The organism is Desulfovibrio sp. (assembly GCF_047607245.1).
In the GTDB taxonomy this organism is placed as follows: domain Bacteria; phylum Desulfobacterota; class Desulfovibrionia; order Desulfovibrionales; family Desulfovibrionaceae; genus Desulfovibrio.
This window is the reverse complement of the sequence record NZ_JASGDK010000092.1, coordinates 1-18,603: the sequence shown is the minus strand read 5'-3', so window position 1 is coordinate 18,603 and position 18,603 is coordinate 1. Positions and strand designations below refer to the sequence as shown.

13 protein-coding genes and 1 pseudogene are annotated in these 18,603 nt (G+C 57.2%); 2 read left to right on the top strand and 12 right to left on the bottom strand.

What is annotated here, in order from left to right:
- The 3 genes from dapB to uvrB form a co-directional block, all read right to left on the bottom strand.
- On the bottom strand, positions 1-619 hold a 619-nt coding region (gene dapB, locus QM579_RS07445; RefSeq protein WP_414998536.1), incomplete at its 3' end, for a 4-hydroxy-tetrahydrodipicolinate reductase.
- Between the two features lie 22 nt (positions 620-641).
- Positions 642-2,798 carry an NAD-dependent DNA ligase LigA gene (ligA, locus tag QM579_RS07440; protein ID WP_414998535.1) on the bottom strand — a complete coding sequence of 719 codons (2,157 nt, stop codon included), beginning with the start codon at positions 2,796-2,798 and terminating at the stop codon, positions 642-644.
- Between the two features lie 198 nt (positions 2,799-2,996).
- Positions 2,997-5,033 carry an excinuclease ABC subunit UvrB gene (gene uvrB / locus QM579_RS07435; protein WP_414998537.1) on the bottom strand — a complete coding sequence of 679 codons (2,037 nt, stop codon included), beginning with the start codon at positions 5,031-5,033 and terminating at the stop codon, positions 2,997-2,999.
- A 57-nt stretch (positions 5,034-5,090) separates the two neighbouring features.
- Between uvrB and QM579_RS07430 the strand changes: the two genes are divergently transcribed.
- Entirely contained in the window at positions 5,091-5,585 is a 495-nt protein-coding gene (locus tag QM579_RS07430; RefSeq protein ID WP_414998534.1) for a hypothetical protein, read from the top strand.
- On the opposite strand, the gene aat is transcribed toward QM579_RS07430, so the two are convergent.
- The 9 genes from aat to hpsG all read right to left on the bottom strand — a co-directional run bounded on the left by aat (position 5,546) and on the right by hpsG (position 17,641).
- Positions 5,546-6,349, bottom strand: coding sequence for a leucyl/phenylalanyl-tRNA--protein transferase (aat, locus tag QM579_RS07425; protein WP_414998533.1), 804 nt, complete (start codon positions 6,347-6,349; stop codon positions 5,546-5,548). The genes QM579_RS07430 and aat overlap by 40 nt on opposite strands.
- Positions 6,350-6,367: 18 nt before the next feature.
- Entirely contained in the window at positions 6,368-8,920 is a 2,553-nt protein-coding gene (gene clpA / locus QM579_RS07420) for an ATP-dependent Clp protease ATP-binding subunit ClpA (RefSeq protein WP_414998532.1), read from the bottom strand.
- A gap of 7 nt (positions 8,921-8,927) precedes the next feature.
- Positions 8,928-9,248 carry an ATP-dependent Clp protease adapter ClpS gene (gene clpS, locus QM579_RS07415; RefSeq protein ID WP_414998531.1) on the bottom strand — a complete coding sequence of 107 codons (321 nt, stop codon included), beginning with the start codon at positions 9,246-9,248 and terminating at the stop codon, positions 8,928-8,930.
- A 22-nt stretch (positions 9,249-9,270) separates the two neighbouring features.
- A complete protein-coding gene (locus tag QM579_RS07410) occupies positions 9,271-9,915 on the bottom strand; it encodes a class IV adenylate cyclase (RefSeq protein ID WP_414998530.1) in 645 nt (214 codons plus the stop codon).
- 2 nt (positions 9,916-9,917) lie between these two features.
- A complete protein-coding gene (radA, locus tag QM579_RS07405; protein ID WP_414998529.1) occupies positions 9,918-11,288 on the bottom strand; it encodes a DNA repair protein RadA in 1,371 nt (456 codons plus the stop codon).
- A gap of 194 nt (positions 11,289-11,482) precedes the next feature.
- Positions 11,483-12,400 (bottom strand): DMT family transporter, encoded by a 918-nt coding sequence (locus tag QM579_RS07400; RefSeq protein ID WP_414998528.1) that lies wholly within the window; start codon positions 12,398-12,400, stop codon positions 11,483-11,485.
- A complete protein-coding gene (locus tag QM579_RS07395; protein WP_414998527.1) occupies positions 12,397-13,797 on the bottom strand; it encodes a sigma-54 interaction domain-containing protein in 1,401 nt (466 codons plus the stop codon). Before QM579_RS07395 ends, QM579_RS07400 begins: the two co-directional genes overlap by 4 nt.
- Positions 13,798-13,824: 27 nt before the next feature.
- Complete coding sequence (gene hpsH / locus QM579_RS07390; RefSeq protein ID WP_414998526.1) at positions 13,825-14,766, bottom strand: (2S)-3-sulfopropanediol dehydratase activating enzyme; 942 nt, start codon at positions 14,764-14,766, stop codon at positions 13,825-13,827.
- Positions 14,767-15,145: 379 nt separating this feature from the next.
- Positions 15,146-17,641 (bottom strand): (2S)-3-sulfopropanediol dehydratase, encoded by a 2,496-nt coding sequence (gene hpsG / locus QM579_RS07385; RefSeq protein WP_414998525.1) that lies wholly within the window; start codon positions 17,639-17,641, stop codon positions 15,146-15,148.
- Positions 17,642-18,370: 729 nt separating this feature from the next.
- On the opposite strand from hpsG, the pseudogene QM579_RS07380 reads away from it, so the two are divergent.
- Positions 18,371-18,603 (top strand): annotated as a pseudogene (locus QM579_RS07380) (amidohydrolase); the annotation flags it as partial.

The window sequence follows — 18,603 nt, the reverse complement described above, 5'->3', positions numbered from 1 at the left end:
CCACATCCCCGCCGCGTATGGCCTGAATGCCTATTTGCACCTTGGGTCTTTCCCCAATAATGCCGTCGCGTGCGGAACAACGTACGTCGTTGAGTTCCCAGCCACGCGCGCCAGCCAGGCATTCGCCCAGGGTCAGGGCCGTGCCGCTGGGACTGTCTTTTTTACGGCTGTGGTGCAGTTCAACCATTTCAATGTCGTAGGAGTCGCCCAAGGCGCGCGTAAGTTCCGGCAAAATCTTGCACAGCACATTGACGCCAATGCTCATGTTGGACGCCCAAAAAATAGGAGCCCGCTTCGCCAGTTCGCGCAGCTCGTCTTTTTCGGCATCAGTAAAACCTGTGGTGCCGATAACAAGGGCGTGCCCGCTTTCAGCCACAGTTCGGGCTGATTGCAAGCTCACAGCCGGGGCAGTGAAATCGATGGTGACCGCGCCGGGAGCCTTGGCCAGCACAGCCGCCAGACTGTCGCCAACTATGCATGCCGATCCGGCCAATTTTTCCACATGCTCCTTGCTGTCCACAAGTCCTGCAAGGCTGAAAGCTGATTCTGTTTCGGCCAGATTGCTGATGGTCCTGCCCATGCGTCCGTTAGCGCCTACTACGACAATGGCTGTACTCATGTTCACTCGCTTTGCATTCAAATTATTCCGAGACCACTCCGGCCTCGCGCAACATGCTCATAAATTCTGTTTCATCGAGCACGGCTACGCCCAGTTTTTGCGCTTTTTCAAGCTTGCTGCCCGCTTTTTCGCCCGCCACAAGGTAGTGGAGTTTTTTGCTCACACTGCCAAGGGGCGTGGCCCCGGCAGCCTCGGCCAGTTTTTCGGCCTGACCGCGCGGCATGCTCAGGGTTCCGGTAAAAAGAATGGTTTTGCCAGACAGCGGGCCTGATGGAACAGCGCCTTCGCCCTGTGCGGCTTCTCCATCCGTTTTACCCGAAGCCCCCTTACCGCCTTGTGGCCACAGGCCAAGCCCCTTGAAGCGCTCAAGCTGCTCCTTGTTGGCAGGGCTGTCAAAGAAATTGCGTATGGATGACGCTACCTCCGGCCCCACATCAGACAGGCTTTGCAGCGTTTCGCCATCGGCTTTTTCAAGTTCATCCAGGTTCTGAAAATGCGCGGCAAGCGTACGTGCGGTCTGTTCACCCACATGACGAATACCCAGCGCACTGATCAGGCGCGGCAAGGTGGCGGTATGTCTGGCCCCGTCAAGCGCGTCCACAAATTTTTGCGCCAGCACTTCGCCCATGCGCTCGAAACCCAGCAATTCTTCAACCGTCAGAGTAAAAAGATCTACCGGAGACTGCACGCGCCCGCTGTTGACCAGTTGCTCTATCCACTTCTGGCCCACACCGGAAATATCAAGCCCGGCCTTGGAGACAAAATGGCTGATGGCCCGCAACCGGATGGCGGGACAGGCCATATTTTCACAGCGCCATGCAGCTTCACCTTCTTCGCGGTAGGCGGGCTGATGGCAGACCGGACAACTATGCGGAAAAACGTATTCCTCGGCATCCGCCGGACGCCTGTCCAGCACAGGCCCCACCACTTCCGGGATCACATCGCCAGCACGGCGCACCATGACGGTATCGCCCACGCGCACATCACGGCTGCGAATCTCGTCTTCATTGTGCAGCGTCGCCCGGGAGACCATAACGCCACCCACGGCTATGGGCTCAAGCACTGCCACAGGGGTCAGCACGCCTGTGCGTCCCACCTGGATTTCAATATCCTTCAACAGGGTTTGCGCCTGCTCGGCAGGAAACTTGAAGGCCACGGCAAAGCGCGGGGCACGCGCCGTGAAACCAAGCGCCAGCTGGGCTTCAAGATTGTCCAGCTTGGCTACCGCCCCGTCAATTTCCATACGAAACTGGGGCCGATGCTCCCTGACCCACTGGGCGTATTCTTCCACTGCCTGAACGCTGTTGCACAGCTTGCCGTCAGGCGGTGTAAGAAAGCCGTATTCCTTCAGCTGTGCCATAACCTCTGATTGCAACTTGCAGACGGGGGCTGGCGGCCATTGCGCCTCGCCAAGGCTGTAGGCCAGAAAGCGCAGAGGACGTGATGCGGTAATCGAAATATCTAGCTGCCGCAAGGTTCCGGCTGCGGCATTGCGTGGGTTGGCAAAGGTTTTCAACCCCAGCGCTTCCTGTTTTTCATTAAGGGCGGCAAAGTCCTTTTTGAACATGACAACCTCACCGCGCACCTCCAGCCGTGCGGGAAAAGGCCCAGGCCCTGCAAGACGCAAGGGCACGGTGCGGATGGTACGCACAGCCTCGGTGACAACTTCACCAACTTCGCCGTCGCCCCGGGTAAGGGCTTCCTGCATTGTGCCGTCAACATAGACGATTTCCAGAGCAAGACCGTCCAGCTTGGGATCACACCAGAAGCCTTCCGGCAAGGGGCCGTTAAGGTCCGCATCCCAGGCACGGCGCATACGGTCTGCAAAATCCTGCCACTGTTCTGCCGAAAACACGTTGTCCAGGCCATACATCTGAAGGCTGTGGGCTTTTTTGGCCAGTCCGTCGATCAGCTTGCCGCCCACACGCAGCGTGGGAGAATGGGGCGAGCGCAGCTCCGGCCAACGGTCTTCCAAAGCCTGCAGTTCGTGGAACAGGGCGTCAAACTGGTCGTCGCTGATCTCGGGCTTGTCCAGGGTATGATAGAGATAATTATGGTGCTCAAGCGCTGCCGTGAGCTGCTCAACACGCTGGCGATCTTCGGCTGAGGGGCCGGAGGGACCAGCGGAAAAAAGGCTGAACTGGGCCTGCCCGCCCTGATTTTTATTTTGCTGTGACATGAAAAACCTTATGAGGCTGTAGGCAAGCCCATTTTGCGAGAAAAACTTTTGCCAGTGCCGTCAGGGCATCTTAACTTTACCATGCTTGCCTGGAAGCGAAGCAATCGCGCCATGCAAGCACAGCTGCACTGCCGCGTTCCCCAAATGGCTGCACGACCGAGAAGCAAGGCCCGGCAAGCCACGGCGGCAGCACCGCAGCTATTCAGGCAGGGCGATGAGCCGTGCCCGCAACACCCGTATGCGGTCGCGCAACTGGGCGGCCTGCTCGAACTCCAGATCGCGGGCAGCCTGACGCATTTCTTTTTCGAGCTTCGCTACCAGCAAGGCTGTATCTTCAGCGGTAAGCGGAATGGCGTCTGGTTCCTGTCCCTTGCCTTTGCCGCGGCCTTTGCCACGCCCGCGTGACGAGCCATCTTCCACATACAAACTATCCAGCGGAGACTCAAGGCTTTTTCGTGTGCTGGTCGGCGTAATGCCGTGCTCTTCGTTATGGGCGGTCTGCCTGGCCCGGCGGCGGGCAGTTTCGTCCATAGCCGCCTTCATCGAATCCGTCATTTTGTCGGCATACAGTATGACCCGGCCCTGCGCATTTCGGGCAGCACGCCCAAAGGTCTGGATAAGCGACCCCACTGAACGCAAAAAACCTTCCTTGTCGGCATCAAGGATGCACACAAGAGAGACTTCGGGAATATCAAGACCTTCGCGCAGCAGGTTGATGCCCACCAGCACGTCAAACTCGCCCATACGCAGCGCACGGATGATCTGCATGCGCTCAAGGGTGTCAATATCTGAGTGAAGGTAGCGCGCGCGAACCCCCATGCTGCAACAGTATTCTGTCAGGTCTTCGGCCATGCGCTTGGTCAGGGTGGTCACAAGTACCCTTTCGCCCCGGCTGACACAACCACGGCACTCGCCCAGCAGATTTTCCATCTGTCCCTTGGTGGGGCGAACCTCCACCTCCGGGTCCACCAGACCTGTGGGCCGGATAATCTGCTCGGCCACAATGCCCTGCGCCTGATCCCGTTCATACTTGGCTGGCGTGGCCGATACATAGACAACCTGGTTAAGCAAGGTGGTAAATTCATTGAATTGCAGCGGCCTGTTGTCCAGGGCAGACGGCAGGCGAAAGCCGTAGTCCACCAGTGTGGTCTTGCGCGAGCGGTCGCCTTTGTACATGCCCCCCACCTGGGGAATGGTAATATGCGACTCGTCCACGAACAGCAGAAAGTCCTTGGGAAAGTAGTTCAGCAGGCATGATGGCGGCTCGCCTGCCACGCGGCCATCCATATGACGGGTATAGTTTTCGATGCCGTTGCAGTAACCAAGCTCTTCAATCATCTCAAGATCAAGCTGGGTACGCTGCTCAAGGCGCTGGGCCTCCACAAGCTTGCCCTGATCTTTAAACAGCGTCAGACGCTCTGCCAGCTCGTCACGAATATCACTGGCAGCGCGCTTGAGGTTATCCTGCGCGGACACGAAATGACTGGCCGGATATAGCACGGTTTTGGACACATCTGCCAGCACCTCGCCCGTGAGGGGATCAATTTCGCGCAGGGCGTCTATATCGTCCCCAAAAAATTCCAGGCGTAGAGCGCGCTCGTGGTGATAGGCCGGAATGATTTCAAGGGCATCGCCGCGCACGCGGAACGTGCCGCGGTGGAAGTCGTAGTCGTTGCGCTCGTAGTGCACTTCCACCAGACGCGTGATGAGCTTGTCCATCGGAAAGTGCTGGCCCACCTCAACGGGAATGACCATCTTGGCGTAGTATTCCGGCGAACCCAACCCGTAGATGCACGAAACCGACGCCACGATTATCACGTCGCGCCGTGTGAGCAGGGCGTGGGTGGCGGCGTGGCGCAGCTTGTCTATGTTATCATTGATGGAAGAGTCTTTTTCAATATAGGTGTCCGAGGCGGGCACATAGGCTTCTGGCTGGTAGTAGTCGTAATAGCTGACAAAATATTCCACAGCATTGCGCGGAAAAAGTGCGCGGAATTCACCATACAGCTGAGCCGCCAGAGTTTTGTTGGGCGCAAGCACCAGAGCCGGACGATTGCAGCGGGCAATGACATTGGCCATAGTGAACGTTTTGCCGGAGCCCGTAACGCCCAGAAGCACCTGGGCGGGCACTCCCGCCTGAATATTGCTCACCAGTTCGTCAATGGCTGTAGGCTGATCGCCTGTGGGCGTGTAGGCCGTTTCCAGGCTGAAAGGGATAGCGGACTTGTCTTCCATCATGTTCTGTTTTGGGGTAAGAGGGTGTGAAATAATACACTAACCACGGGATGTGCTATGGAAAAAATCATTGTGCCCACGCAGTACGACCTGCCGCTGGACAGATTCTACATTGTGGCTGTTACGCTTAATACCTTCAAGGGACGCCGCCATGTTGACGTGCAGATTTTTCGGCCCAACGCCGGAGATGACGAGCTGGAACCCCTGCGGGGTCTTGGTCTGGTAGCCCCCGCCGACCCTTCCGTTCCGCCCGAAGTACTTCAGGGAGCCACGGAAGACGCCGCTCTGCGCTGTATTCTCGAAGCGTTTACCGCTGAAGAAAGCCGCGCTCTGGCAGACTACCTTGAGCAGCGCTACGCCGAACACATTGAAAAAATCACTGTCTGCCCTATGGACATACCTGTTCCGATGGGTGTTGCCCCACTGGCAGGCATTACCGAGGGCAAAAGCACAGGGTTCATCCGTTTTGAAACCGTGCGCGACTACCCCCTGTCTTTCCCGGCTCACGGCTTTTACGATCTGGAAGCCCACGCCCCGCTGGACAACGAATAGTCATAGCGTTCACGCCAGGGTTGCCAGACCTCTTCGTCTGGCACTTCGTGAATTTCACCTCCGCAAAAGACGTGGTCCGTGCTGGGCAGTCTGTCGCCGGATGCCGGAACCACAGGGGGAACAAGAGCTTCCCGCAGTTTTTGCGCAAAGTCCTCACGAGGCAGAAGACCCCCGCCCATCTTCATGATGTGCGGGGTTTCCTGTTGACAGTCCAGCAGGGTAACGCCACGCATGCGCAGCAGGCTCACCAAGCCTGCCAGGGCGGCGCGTGACGCTTCAGACACAAAATGAAACATTGATTCGCCAAAAAACACCCGCGCAAACCCAACGCCATACAACCCGCCAGCCAGTTCACCCTCACGCCAGGCTTCCACACTGTGGGCAAACCCCATGCTATGAAGGCGCTCATAGGCCTCTATCATTTCGGGCGTGAGCCACGTGCCGCCATTGGGCGTACGCGACTGGGCGCATGCCCGTATGACCCTGCCGAAGGCCGCGTTAAAAGTCAGTTCAAAGGGTTTTTGCCGCAAAGCACGGGCACTGCGGGCCGGAAGGTGAAAGTTCTCCAGCGGCAAGATGCAACGGGGGTCCGGTGCCCACCAGAGTATGGGCAGCCCGGCCTCGTACCAGGGAAAAATTCCCCGGCTGTAAGCCGCCAGCAGCCGCTCCACCCGCAAGTCACCACCGGCACAAAGAAGGCCGTCTTCCCGCGCCGCTTCAAGCGGAGGAAACTGGGCGGCCAGAACCGCGAAGATTGTCTCCACAGCTGACCGCCCCGCTGCTTAAGCTTTGCTTTTGGGCGGTTTTTTGGCCGCCTTTTTGGGTTCTGCCGCCCCTGTTTTTTCCCGGGCAGAAGCCGTCTTGGCCGAAGTGCCGGATGTAGCTTTAGCGCCAGACCTGGCTACGGCTGCTCCCTTGCCTGAGGCTCCCGGTTTGGCGGGAGTACTGGCGGCCTTTGCAGGCTTGCCGGCAGAAGCAGACTTGGCAGTTGTGGCCTTTTTTGCCGCATCAACCTTGGCAGGCACTTTTGCAGACTTTACAGACTCGAGCACAAGCGCGTCTTCCACCACATCAAGCCTTACGCTGCCGCCCTTGGCAAGCGAGCCGAACAGCAGTTCGTGGGCCAGCTTGTCTTCCAGCTCTGTACGCAGCAAACGCCGCAGCGGCCGTGCGCCCATAGCAGGATCAAACCCCTTGCGGGCCAGCCACTGACGGGCTGTCAGGCTCAGTTCAAGGTCCACATGGCGTTGCTCAAGGCTATGCACGATTTCGCCCACAAACTTGTCCACAATGCGCAGCATCATGTCTTCTGTCAGGCTGCCAAAGGGCACAAGAGCGTCCAGCCTGTTGCGGAATTCGGGGCTGAAGGTATTTTCCACAGCCTTGAGCCCCTTGTGGGCCGCATCCTGCCGGGAAGCTCCACCAAAGCCCATAGCCTGACGCGACATGTCGAAAGCGCCAGCGTTGGAGGTCATAATAAGAATGACGTGCGAAAAGTCTGTTTTCCTGCCCGTATTGTCCGTCAACGTGGCATAGTCCATAACCTGAAGCAGCACGTTGAAGATGTCGGGATGGGCCTTTTCCACCTCATCCAGCAGCACTACGGAATAGGGAGCCTTGCGCACGGCTTCGGTAAGCAGCCCGCCCTGATCAAAGCCCACATAGCCGGGAGGCGCCCCGATGAGACGCGATACGGAGTGCTTTTCCATATATTCGCTCATGTCATAGCGCAGAAATTCCACGCCCATAAGCTTGGCAAGGCTGCGGGCCACTTCCGTCTTGCCCACACCCGTGGGGCCGTAGAACAAAAACGCGCCAGCCGGACGCTGCTCCTGCCCAAGCCCCGCACGGGCGCGCAAGATGGCGCGCACAGTGAGCTCAATAGCAGCATCCTGACCGAACACATGTCCTTTCAGGTCTTTTTCAAGCGTGGCCAGACGGTTGCGTTCTGTGCCGGATACGGTACGCACGGGGATACCCGCCATACGCGCCACAATGCGTTCCACATCGCCCACGCCCACCAGAGGACGCGAAGCCTTGCCGCCCTTAACGGCTTTGCTGGCCGAACGCACGGCAGGCTGCTTGCTTGAGCCAGTCTGCACACCGCGGCCCAGACGCACGGCTGCGCCGGATTCGTCCAGCACGTCGATTGCCTTGTCGGGCAGCAGGCGGTCGCGCACATGCCGGGCCGTCAGATCCACCATAGCCTTGATGGCTGCGGGACTGTAACGAACCTTGTGGAAGTCGGCATAACGATTCTCAAGCCCCTGAATAATGGCAAGGCATTCGTCAGGCGTCGGTTCCGTAAGGTCAATGCGCTGAAACCGGCGGGCCAGGGCACGGTCTTTTTCAAAGTGGTTGCGAAACTCCTCATAGGTCGTGGAGCCGATGCACCGCAACTCGCCGTTGGCCAGCACTGGTTTGAGCAGGTTGGAGGCGTCCATAGAGCCGCCCGAGGTAGAACCTGCCCCAACAATGGTATGAATTTCGTCAATAAACAAAATCGCTTCGGGAAGTTCCTGCAAGCGCTGCACAACAGCCTTGAGGCGGCTTTCAAAATCGCCCCTGTAGCGGGTACCCGCCAGCAACAGCCCCATGTCCAGAGCGAACAACTGGGCCTTGGCGAACATTTCGGGCACCTTGCCTTCCACAATACGCAGGGCCAGGCCCTCGGCCAGAGCAGTTTTGCCCACGCCAGGGTCGCCCACAAAAAGCGGATTGTTTTTACGGCGGCGGCACAGTACTTCAACCGCGCGGTCAAGCTCGGTCACGCGGCCCACCAGAGGATCGATCTTGCCCTCGCGGGCACGGGCTGTAAGGTCCACGGCATACTGGGCCAAAGGATCGGCTTTGCCTTCCTTTTCCTCAATTTCGCCGCCCTGACCAGCCCCTTTGGAGCCACCGCCCTCATCCATGCCGTGCGACACGAAGGTCAAGACATCAAGACGCTCCACGCCCTGCTTGCGCAGGTAGTAGTTGGCGTAGCTTTCCTCTTCGTCCATGATGGAGATGAGCAGGTCGCCCAACTCAACGGTATCACGCCCGGCAGAACGAATATGGCTCAGAGCGCGTTCAAGAACGCGCTGCACGCCTTCGGTCTGGGCCACTTCGTGATTGCCCGCCAGAGGAACGGCTTCCATTTCACGGTTGAAAAATTCTTCAAGCTGCTCGCGCAACACGGCCACACTGGCACCGCTGCCCTCAAGCAGAATACGCCCGCGCATGCTGTTGGTGAGAGCAAAAAGAACGTGCTCCACGGTCAGCAGGTCGTGACGACGCCGGTGGGCTTCCATAAGTGCGTCACGTATGACGCTTTGAACACTCTTGCTCAACATAGGCATCTCAGTAAATTTTTTCCATGGTGCATTTGAGGGGAAATCCCGCAGCCTTGGCCGCCTGATGAACCCTTTTCACCTTGGTCTCTGCTACTTCATGGGTGTATACACCGCACTGTCCCACGCCCTGCTGATGTATGTTCAGCATGATGGCGGTGGCCTCTTCCGTGGTTTTGTGGAAGATGCCGCATAGAACAGCCACCACAAAATCCATACTGGTGTAATCGTCGTTGTGCAGGAGCACCCGATAGCGGTCGGGCTCCTTCAATTTTTTTTCCACAATGACCTGGCTTTCGCCGTCATTCTGGCTCTCGTTAAAAACGGGCATGCACTACTCCGCAGACAAATATTCAGCGCTGTTCAGGGAAAATGAAACCGTCTTCTTCCAGCAGCCCCAACTGGCGTCTCCAGGTGCGTCTTTGCGTTTCGTCAAACACAAATGAACGCTGAAGGGGCAGGTTATTACGTTGCAGCCAATCCTGATGCAGCTGATGATAATTCTTGGTACTGATTGCCACATTGTCAAGGGCCAGACAGCGCTGCACGGCTTCAATGGCCTCTGCAGGGCCTTCCAGTTCCGCCCCCTGCATAAAGGGCAGAATGTCCAGCTCTACCTCGACGCCGTTCAGACGCCAGGGTTCACGCACTTTCTCATAACGCGCCGCCGGGCTGTACCCCAACCCTTCAAGTATCTGGAGCATGCCGTTGGCGTCAGCAACTTCAATCTCGCGCTCTTCGCGCACCTTGCACTGCTCTGCCCCGGCAGGAGCTTGAGCAGGCAGTTTCAAGGTCAGCACATAACGGACTTTGTCCGGCCATTCCTGGCTGCGCAGCCGCAACAACCGCCCGCTTGAGGTAAGGACGCCATCCGGCGTTTCAAAAACAGTGTTGCTCTCAAAATGCACACCAAGGCACTGTGCGCCCTGTTCCTGCAACCGGGCACGCAGATCGTTCAGATCAACGCCCGGAAATTTACGTTCCACTTCCAGAGCCATTGCTATTCCTCCGGCTTCTGCCGACGGTGAAAAAGGCGCTGCTGCAAGGCCGCAATGGTGGCAATACCGCCTTTTTCCTCACCGGGATGCACAATGGGATCAAAACCCAGCCGCCGTGCCTGGGTCAGGCGCAGATCCTGGGCGGCCACAGGCCGTATCTGGCCGTTGAGGTCCACCTCGCCCCAGAGCACGCATTTCTCTGGCAGAGGAACATCATAATAGGACGAAAGCACGGCGGCCACCAGCGCAAGGTCCAGCCCCGGCTCGTTCAGCTTCATACCTCCGCCTACCTTAGCATAGATGTCCACCTGGCCAAAATTCAGCTTGAGCCGTTTTTCAAGAACAGCCAGCAAAAGATGCAGCCGCCCCACATCAAAACCAAGAGCCGCGCGGCGCGGAATGCTCAAAAAGGTACGCGACACAAGCGCCTGCACCTCAACAGCAAGAGGGCGCTGCCCGTCCACGGCCATGACCACTGCTGTACCGGAAAGCGAGGCGTCTCGCTGGCCCAGAAAAAAGGTAGAAGGGTCGTCGACCACCTGCATGCCCTGCTGCCCCATGCGAAAAACAAGCAGTTCCTCGTTGGGGCCAAAACGGTTTTTGAACACGCGCAGCAGGCGAAACATCTGACGGCGGTCGCCTTCAAGCGAAATAACCGTGTCCACCATATGTTCAAGCAGACGCGGCCCGGCAAGCACGCCGTCCTTGGTCACATGGCCCACAAGAATGAGTGTGCAGCCCAGACGGCGGCAGACTTCCAGCAAGGATGTGGCCACGGCCCGCACCTGGCTGACGTTGCCCGGCAACCCCTCGGCTTCAAGACTGGTGAGGGTCTGTACGGAGTCCACCACAAGCAGGGCCGGATTTTGCGCATTGGCGGCTTCTACCACGTCTTCCACGCGGGAAGTGGCGAGGGCCAGCAAATTGGCGTCAAGCATGCCAAGACGCTCTGCCCTGCCCTTGATCTGCGGCAGCGATTCTTCACCGCTGGCGTAGAGAACAGGACGGCCTCTGGCGGCCATCTGCCCTGCCACAAGCCCTGCCACCTGCAACAAAAGAGTGGATTTACCTATGCCGGGTTCACCGCCCACAAGAATGGCGGCTCCGGGCACAAGACCATTGCCCAGCACCCTGTCCAGCGCCTGCAAGCCGCTGCCATAGGGTTCGTGGCCTGAATCCTCAACATCACGCAGGGATATGGGGCGTCCGGCAGAATTTTCACCGCTCAGAGGCGTACGCGCCTTGCTCGCTGAACGGGACTGTACCGACGCTTCCAGTGTATTCCATTCATGACAGCCGGGGCACTGCCCGCGCCACTGCATGGTCTGTGCTCCGCAGGAGGAGCATATATATATTTCACGTGTTTTCGCCATGATTCAAGACTACGGAAAAACCCACCGGGGTGCAAGCTGGCTTGCAGGGTTGCACCAGAAATGCAAAATCTTGGGCTGAGTGAGGCAGAATACGTTGAAGCGCTTTCAGTTCCGGCAGCAGCAGCGCAACCTTGGGGAAAAGCTTTGGACTGTACGCAGAATGAAGCGCGAGACTACATGCAAGGCCTTGCGGTTTACCGCCTGCACAATGGGGTCAGGGCTGTGGCGCAAAAGATGCCGCCAAGAATGGCCGCCGCGCTTATGCCGAGGCGCAGAGTGATGGCCTCTCCCATAAACAGTGCGCCGCCAAAGGCTGTAATAAGCGGCACGCTCAACTGCACAACAGCGGCCGTGGGCACGCTGAGTTTGGGCAAAACGGAATACCACAACACATAGCCCAATGCCGAGGCAATGCCTCCGGCGACGAGAGCGCACACTATTCCCGTAAAAGGCAACATAGGCGCACCTGCCCTCACGCCGCTTCCGGAAAAATCCATCCAGGCCAGGGGCAAAAGAAGCAGGGCCAAGGGCAGACAGCGCACAAAATTGCCCGCAGTGGCGGCCACTGGCGCACTGTTGCGGCGACCCAGCAGGGTGTAGGCAGCCCATGACGCGCCGGAAAGAAAAATAATGGCTGACGGCCATAACGGCGGCGCGTCCAGCCCCGGCAGCAAAAGGTACACAAGGCCCGACATGGCCAGCCCGATGCCCAAAGCCTGAGCGCGGCTGGGGCGCTGGCCCAGGGCCATTCCCGCTCCCACCATGCTGACCTGCACGGCCACGGCTATGATAAGCGCCCCGGCTGCGGCGGGCAGATTGACATAGGCCCAGGAAAAGCAGGCCATATAGGCAAAAAGGGCCAGAGCTGCACTCCAGCTGCCAGACTGCAATGCGCGCTGGCCACGCAGCGCTGCGAGCACCCACAGTACCGCAGCAGCCGATACAGAGCGCAAAACGGTATAGCTCACAGGGTCCATGCCCGCACCAAAGAGCGCCATACGGCACAACAGCGAGTTGGCCGCAAAAAAAATCATGCAGATGAGCGTGAGAAGTGCCGTGACGGCTATGCCGCCTTGAGGGATGCTGTTTTTCTGGCTGCCGCCGGGGGTCACGGTGAAAACCTTGTGCCTTGCAGCTTGCGAAAAATGGTACTGCGGTTGACCTGAAACAGTTCGGCCACACGCTGTACAGAGCCGTGAACCTCAATGGCTTTAAGCAGAAAATCGCGCTCCATTTCCGCCATAATCTCACGCAAGGGGCGGCGGGCGCTGAGCACGTCTTCCGAATAGCGCGAGGCATCGTTGCTGACGCCAGAAATCTGTGTGGGCAGGTCACGCGGAGAAATAAGCGGTCCCGTGAGCGTAATGACAAGACTGTGCACGAGGTTCTGCAATTCGCGCACGTTGCCGGGCCAAGCATAGGCCGCCATCATGTCCAGCGTCACGTCCATAAAGGCCATGACCTTATGGTACTTGGCCATATAATGTTCAAGAAAATGCTCGGCCAGCATGCGCACGTCTTCCCTGCGCTCCCTGAGGGGAGGAATGCGCACGGTAGCCACGTTGAGACGGTAGTAGAGGTCACGCCGGAAGGTGCCTGCCTCTACGCTTTCTGCCAGATTGCGGTTGGTGGCCGCGATGATGCGCACGTCCACCTTGCGTGGGCTTGACGCGCCCACCCGCATGATTTCGCCGTCCTGAAGCACCCGTAACAGACGTGTCTGCATGGACAGGGGCAGCTCGCCCACTTCGTCCAGAAAGATGGTGCTGCCGTCAGCAATTTCAAAATACCCGGCCTTGCCCTTGTTGGAGGCTCCTGTAAACGCGCCGGGCATGTAGCCGAACAGTTCCGATTCCGTAAGGGTTTCGGAAATACCGCCACAGTCGACCTTGAGCAGAATCTTGTCCCGGCGCTCAGAAAGCCCGTGGGTAAAACGGGCGAAAACGTCTTTGCCAGCCCCGGTTTCTCCAAGGATGAGCACAGTGGCGTCTGTAGCTGCAAAACGGCGCAAAAGTGAAACCACTTCTCGCATGGACGGGCTGACGTACACTGGCTCGCGTACCTTGTTGCCCTCATTGCTGATATACGCCAGCTGATCGTTGATCTGGTCAATGAGCTTACACTGCCCGGTCACCTGATCCTGCAACTGGGCCAGCAGGGTAATGTCACGCGCAAAGGTGACCACAAGGCAAAGTTCGCCCCGTGAATCAAAAACGGGAAAACCCGTCAGGACCAGTTTTTTGCCGTCCTTGAGCTGCTGCACGTGCGTAGTGGGCCTGCCAGTGCGTACGATTTCCGGGTTCAGAATGTGGTCAAAAACCCCTTCTTCCACCAGACAACGCACGTTCTTGCCCTGTAACTGCGCCTGCGTAAGGCCCGTCAGCTGCTCATACATGCGGTTAACGCGCAGGCTTATGCCCGAGGCGTCGCTGATAAAAACGCCTTCAGGCAGGGCGTCAAGTATACGCTCCACATGTTTGGAAAGCAGTTCCTGAGAACGGTCAGCCATATTTCAACCCGGTAAGATGCTAAGTAATCAGTCTGAAATCTGCACTCGCTCGCCCAAAATGTCCAGAGCCGTCTTTTGCAGCCTGCTCATCAGGGCTTTATCCAGGCTCACCTCGCCCATAGGAACTTCTCTGGCAAGAAAATGATACTTCTGGGTGCCCAGACGGTGGTAAGCCAGCATTTCGTATTTGACATGCGTATAGGGCTTGAGGAATTCGGCTATGGCCGCGATGGCTTCCTCGGTGTCGTTGAACCCGGGGATGACAGGAGTGCGGGCCAATATGGGCAGATCGGGAAATTCCTCAGCCAGGATACGAAAGTTCTCAAGAATACGCGCATTGGGCAAGCCCGTGTGCGCTTCGTGCACCGCGCTGTCCATATGCTTGATGTCATAGAGCACGTAGTTCAGATAGGGCGCAGCCTCACGTACAGTTTCAGCGGGCACCATACCGCAGGTTTCCACAGCGGTTTTGATGCGCCGCACGCGGGCTTCACGCAGCAGCGCTACGGCAAAGGTTCCCTGCAACAGGGGTTCGCCACCGGAAAGGGTCAGGCCGCCGCCGGAGCGTGCGTAAAAGGCCATGTCCTGCTCTACAACGCGCAGCACATCGTCCACAGTGCGCTTCTTTCCATATACCAGCAAACCCTGGGCAGGACAAATTTCGGCACAGGGCATGTCACAGCCTGCGCAATGGCTGCGGTCAATGACAGGCTTGTCGTCATCGCCACAGGTAATGGAACCGTGCGGACAGGCTGGAATGCAGTGCCCGCATTTGGAAACATCAATGCAACGGCCGTGATTGCAGGCCAGCTCGGGATAGGACTTCTGTGATTCCGGGTTGCTGCACCATTTGCACGAAAGGGAACAGCCCTTCAAAAAAACAATGGTCCGAATGCCCGGCCCATCGTGTACGGAGTACTTTTGAATATTAAACACCATGCCTTGCTGCTGGCTGTCATCCAGGCACATATTCCCTTCCTTTGCGAAATCTTTTGATCTGTAGCGGTTTAAGGTCTGCCCGGGAAAAAAGACGTCTTCTTTTCCAGCGCGGCAGTCTTCCACGTAACAATATTTATCTGCAATAATTACAAACAGCCCAATGTATCTGCCGGCAGCGGGCAGCACACGGACAACCGCAGCGTGGGCAGGAATAACAGCACCACGGCCATGCCCTTGCCTAGCATAAAACTTTTCTCAACCTGAAGCGCAAATGGCCTCCAGGCAGTGTCGTCACGAGATTATTTTCCAGTCATATCAATGGGAAAGAGCCTTGCTGTCTAGAGTGCAGCCCTTAATACAGTAATGCGGGGAAGGGCCGTGGCCCTTCCCCGCTGTAAGGCTGTAGTAACTACATCACGTCGTGTTCGGTACGGGCGATGAGGTCATTTTGCAGATCGGGCGACAGGTCTACAAAGTAGGCGCTGTAGCCAGCGATGCGCACGATAAGGTTACGGTATTTCTGCGGGTCTTTCTGGGCGGCCACAAGGGTGCCCTTGTTGACCACGTTGAACTGCACGTGCCAGAGCTTGAGGTCGCAGAAGGTGCGGATGAAGGACACCAGCTTTTCCGTGCCCTGCTCGCCTTCAACGCACTTGGGCGTGAACTTGATGTTCAGCATACGGGCGGCGCGGTCGCGCATGCCCATATTCTTCGTGGTGCAGTTGGAAAGCAGAACCGCCGTGGGGCCGTTGACGTCCGCGCCGTGCGAAGCCGAGGAACCGTCGGACAGAGGGAAGCTGTCGGTACGGCCATTGGGCGTGGCGGAAACCACCTTGCCGAAGGGCACGTGCGACGTGAAGGGCACGTAGCGCACGTCGTTGTGGATGCCAAGATCCTTCATTGAATACTTGTTGCCGTATTCCACGGAAATCTTGTCGATTTCGCGGCCAATGGAGTCGGCGTATTCGTCGTTGTTGCCGTAGCAGGGAGCCGAGCGCAGCAGAGCGCGCACGTCGTCGTAGCCTTCGAAGTTGGCGTCGATGGCAGCGATGAGCTTGTCCATGCTCAGCTTCTTCTCTTCAAAAACCAGCTTTTTCACGGCTGCCAGTGAGTCCACCACGGTGCCCAGGCCCATATATTCAAAGTAGCCCAGGTTGATGCCTTCGGGGATCTGTTCCTGATGCAGGTCGATGCAGTGCTTCATGCACAGGTCGTGCATGGCCGAGCCCATCGGCTGGGCAAAATGATGCGCACGCAGCTTGTTGATGATGTACTGCTGGGTGAAAGCGGTTTTGAGGAAAAGCATATGCTGTTCCACATAGGCGTTCCAGAATTCGTCCCAGGTCTTGAAGTTGCGGGGATCGCCAGTTTCAACACCCAGCTGCTGGTCGCCGTATTTCTTCATGCGGCCATTGCGGAGCACCATTTCAACAGCTGCGGCGAAGTTGATGTACGCACCACCGGAGGTATAGGTATCGCGGTTGGGCATGCGGGCCTCGGTGCAGCCGGAAACGGCGTAGTCCAGGGCCTCTTCAAAGGTCGCGCCCTTGGAAACGTACAGGGGCACGATTTCTTCGTCGTTGATAAGCTTGGGGAAACCGGAACCGTACTTGATGGTTTCAGCCACGTCCCACAGGTAGCGTTCGGGCGCGCGCGAGTGGATACGGGCGGCCAGGTCGGGATAGTGCAGAGGAAATTCGCGCTTGGACTTGAGGATCAGGTAGGTGAGGTCATTACTGGCGTCACGGCCGTCCGGGGTCTGACCGCCAACGGTAACAGCTTCCCAGTGGGCGTAGCCTTCGTTGAAAGCGCCGCCAGTGGGCGAGATGTACATGTCGATGAACTCGGCCATGCCAACCCACATGCATTCCAGCAGTTCCAGAGCCTGGGCTTCGGTGATCTTGCCTGCGGCGCGGTCCTGCTTGTAGTAGGGGTAGAAGTACTGGTCCATACGGCCATTGGAAATGGTGGTGCCGGTCTTCTGCTCAATGCGCGAGAACATCTGGGTGAACCACTGGCTCTGGCAGGCTTCCCAGAAGTCACGGGCGGGCTCGCCGGGCACGTGTTCGGCGTTTTCAGCCATGCGCAGCAGTTCGGCCTTGCGCGTGGGGTCGGTTTCTTTTTCAGCCATTTCGCGGGCGAGCACGGCGTGGCGCTTGGCCCAAAGCACAATGGCGTCGCACACGATGACCACGGCTTCAAGGAAAGGACGCTTTTCGCGGTCTTCCTTGGGGCTCATAGGATCAAGAGCGGCCAGCTTGTCTTCGGCTTCCTTCTTGATGCTGTTGAAGCCGCGCTTGAGAATCTTTTCAAAGTCGTGCACCCACTGGATGGACGAACGGAATGAAGAGGTTTCGTTGACGATGAAGCGCGAAATCAGACCTTCAGGATCATCATAGGTCAGCTTGTGCACTTCGGCGGGCAGAGCCGCGTTCAGGGCTTCATGATAGGTCTTGCCCTTCCAGTAAGGAGCGATTTCTTCCACCACACGCTTGGCGTCTTCAGGAGTAATGGTGGCCGGGGACGTTTTACGGGTGGGCAGGTCGCGCACCGCGATGTCCAGAAAGTCGCCGTCAAGCTCAGGATAAAGAATGCCGTAGCGGCCATCGCAGCCAGCGCGGCCCAGCAGCAGCTGGCCTTCCTGCACATAGACAGTCATGTTCTGGGCGATATGCATGAGTGCTTTGGCCCAGCGCAGCACAAGAGGCTGCCCTTCGGTCTTTTCCATTGACTGGGTGAAATACAGGGCACGCTCAATATCAATACGAGGCTTCTGCCCTTCAAACCGCTCAAGCAGACTGAAAACGCGGGGATGGGTCTTGCGGAACTTGTCTTCCCTGCCCTCAATCTTGTCATACAGACGCTGTTCCTGAGGGGACCGGCATTCGCAAGTGGTCATGCTCATCACGTTACTCCTGAGATAATATGAATATAAGGCGCGCGGGATGCCTGTAAGCTGCCGCGCGGAGAATGCCTTGTAAAAGGGGCAATCCTCATCGCTTGCCCCTTATTTGCATGGGGCATGCCATAATTTTTAACACGCTTTAATAATTAAGTTTTTAAAAAAATATTTCGGTTTAGACCAAAAGCCTCTGCGCCAGTTTTCACAATAGCCGCAAATTTGCATCACTCAGTAAGGATTTTTGATAAAAGCGCCCATTTATGCGACGCAAATTTGCATCATGCCGTTTTTTTCAGCTTTGCAGTTCCGGCCCAAGCTATTGCATACTTAGCATGATTCTCTTTTCACAAGCGGTGCAAAATAGCCCAAAGACAACATTTCCTACTAGCTGCAAATTTGCGACAGCGCCTTCTCAACAGCCGTAAAACAAGCTACTATTTTAGAACAATATGCTGATTATATTTGAAATTTAATTCAAAAATCCACACAGTCTTCCAATATCCTCTGGCACGCATCGTGCAAAACGAAAAAAATCACAAAGCAGGACAGGTCCGTGCATACTGCCCCGCTTTTTTGTAACCGTTCAGGCAGAGAGGAGACGATGAGAAAAACATCACATTCCACACCTATGGCAGGTGCGTCCGGAATGCCCCACGGGCAAACCGGATCACGTGGACGCTCGGGCCGGAAAGCACGCCCTTCAACACTTCAGACAGTCCAGGAGATCTGAGCATGAAGGTCATAGACTTTCGCTTCCGTCCCAACACACCGGAAATCATCAACGGCATCAAAAACAGCGCCATGTTCAAGGCGGCTTGCAAGGCTATCGGTTTTGACAAGCGCAAGCCGCAGCCTCTGGAAGATATTGTGGCTGATCTGGACCGCCTTGACGTTGAGCTTGGCGTCATTACCGGGCGCGATTGCGAAACAACCTACGGGTTCCCGGCCAACAATCAAAGTGTTTT

Bases quoted from the DNA above. Each gene is read 5' to 3' on its own strand.
- hpsG (WP_414998525.1), bottom strand. From the start codon at position 17,641: ATGAGCATGACCACTTGCGAATGCCGGTCCCCTCAGGAACAGCGTCTG.
- clpS (WP_414998531.1), bottom strand. From the start codon at position 9,248: ATGCCCGTTTTTAACGAGAGCCAGAATGACGGCGAAAGCCAGGTCATT.
- radA (WP_414998529.1), bottom strand. From the start codon at position 11,288: ATGGCGAAAACACGTGAAATATATATATGCTCCTCCTGCGGAGCACAG.
- QM579_RS07430 (WP_414998534.1), top strand. From the start codon at position 5,091: ATGGAAAAAATCATTGTGCCCACGCAGTACGACCTGCCGCTGGACAGA.
- QM579_RS07410 (WP_414998530.1), bottom strand. From the start codon at position 9,915: ATGGCTCTGGAAGTGGAACGTAAATTTCCGGGCGTTGATCTGAACGAT.
- QM579_RS07395 (WP_414998527.1), bottom strand. From the start codon at position 13,797: ATGGCTGACCGTTCTCAGGAACTGCTTTCCAAACATGTGGAGCGTATA.
- clpA (WP_414998532.1), bottom strand. From the start codon at position 8,920: ATGTTGAGCAAGAGTGTTCAAAGCGTCATACGTGACGCACTTATGGAA.
- hpsH (WP_414998526.1), bottom strand. From the start codon at position 14,766: ATGTGCCTGGATGACAGCCAGCAGCAAGGCATGGTGTTTAATATTCAA.
- ligA (WP_414998535.1), bottom strand. From the start codon at position 2,798: ATGTCACAGCAAAATAAAAATCAGGGCGGGCAGGCCCAGTTCAGCCTT.
- uvrB (WP_414998537.1), bottom strand. From the start codon at position 5,033: ATGGAAGACAAGTCCGCTATCCCTTTCAGCCTGGAAACGGCCTACACG.